We start from the raw sequence: 727 nt of genomic DNA, 5'->3' as shown, positions 1-727 counted from the left end.
GGGTGGTGGCGGAGGTGTCGGCGAGGGTGCCGGAGAAGGGGAGGCCGGGGCCTGCGAGGCCGCGGGCCGGGGGTCGGGAGCCGCAGGTGCCCGGGGCGCGGGCCGAGGCGCGGCCGGGGCGGCGCCGCCACCGGGCGAGTAACCACCACCGAAACCGGACCCGGCCGACGCCGGCGGAGCCGAACCCCCCGAAGGATCGACGATGGCCTCGATCTTCCACTGCACGTTGAACTGCTCGGACAGCGCCTGCCGCAGCACGTCCTCGCTGCCACTGCTCGCGAAGTTGTCGCGCGCCCCCGAGTTGACGAAGCCGATCTGGAGGGTCGTGCCGTCGAAGCCGGCCACCTGGGCGTTCTGGCTGAGCAGGATCCAGGTGAAACGGCGCCGGTTCTTCACCGCCTCCAGGATGTTCGGCCACAGCATGCGGGGATCGAGCCCACCGCTCGCGGGAGCCGAAGGCGCGGCCGGGGCGGCGGCAGACGGGGGCGGACCGGCAGGCGCCGGACTTGCCGCCCCTGAAGGGGGAGGGGAAGGAGGAGTGGATGCGGATGTGGATGCGGAGCCCGGCGTCACCGGCGCTCCGGGCGCGGCCGGAGACTGCCCCGCACCTGCGGCGGCCGCCGTCGGCCACCCACCAGGACGCCGGCCACTGCCCGCCGCTGTGGCGGTGGGCCAGGCGCCGGGCGTACCCCCGCCGGCAGGAGCCGACGTCGGCGCGGGCGCGGTC

The 727-nt window shown here is 76.2% G+C and carries 1 pseudogene; it reads right to left on the bottom strand.

Annotated elements, in window-relative coordinates:
• Positions 1–727, bottom strand: a pseudogene (locus FE633_RS35245) (DNA polymerase III subunit gamma and tau); the annotation flags it as partial.

Origin of the sequence: Streptomyces montanus (assembly GCF_005786655.1) — a bacterium.
In the GTDB taxonomy this organism is placed as follows: domain Bacteria; phylum Actinomycetota; class Actinomycetes; order Streptomycetales; family Streptomycetaceae; genus Streptomyces; species Streptomyces sporangiiformans.
The sequence above is the reverse complement of the archived record's forward strand: the minus strand, read 5'-3'. Positions and strand labels throughout refer to the sequence as shown.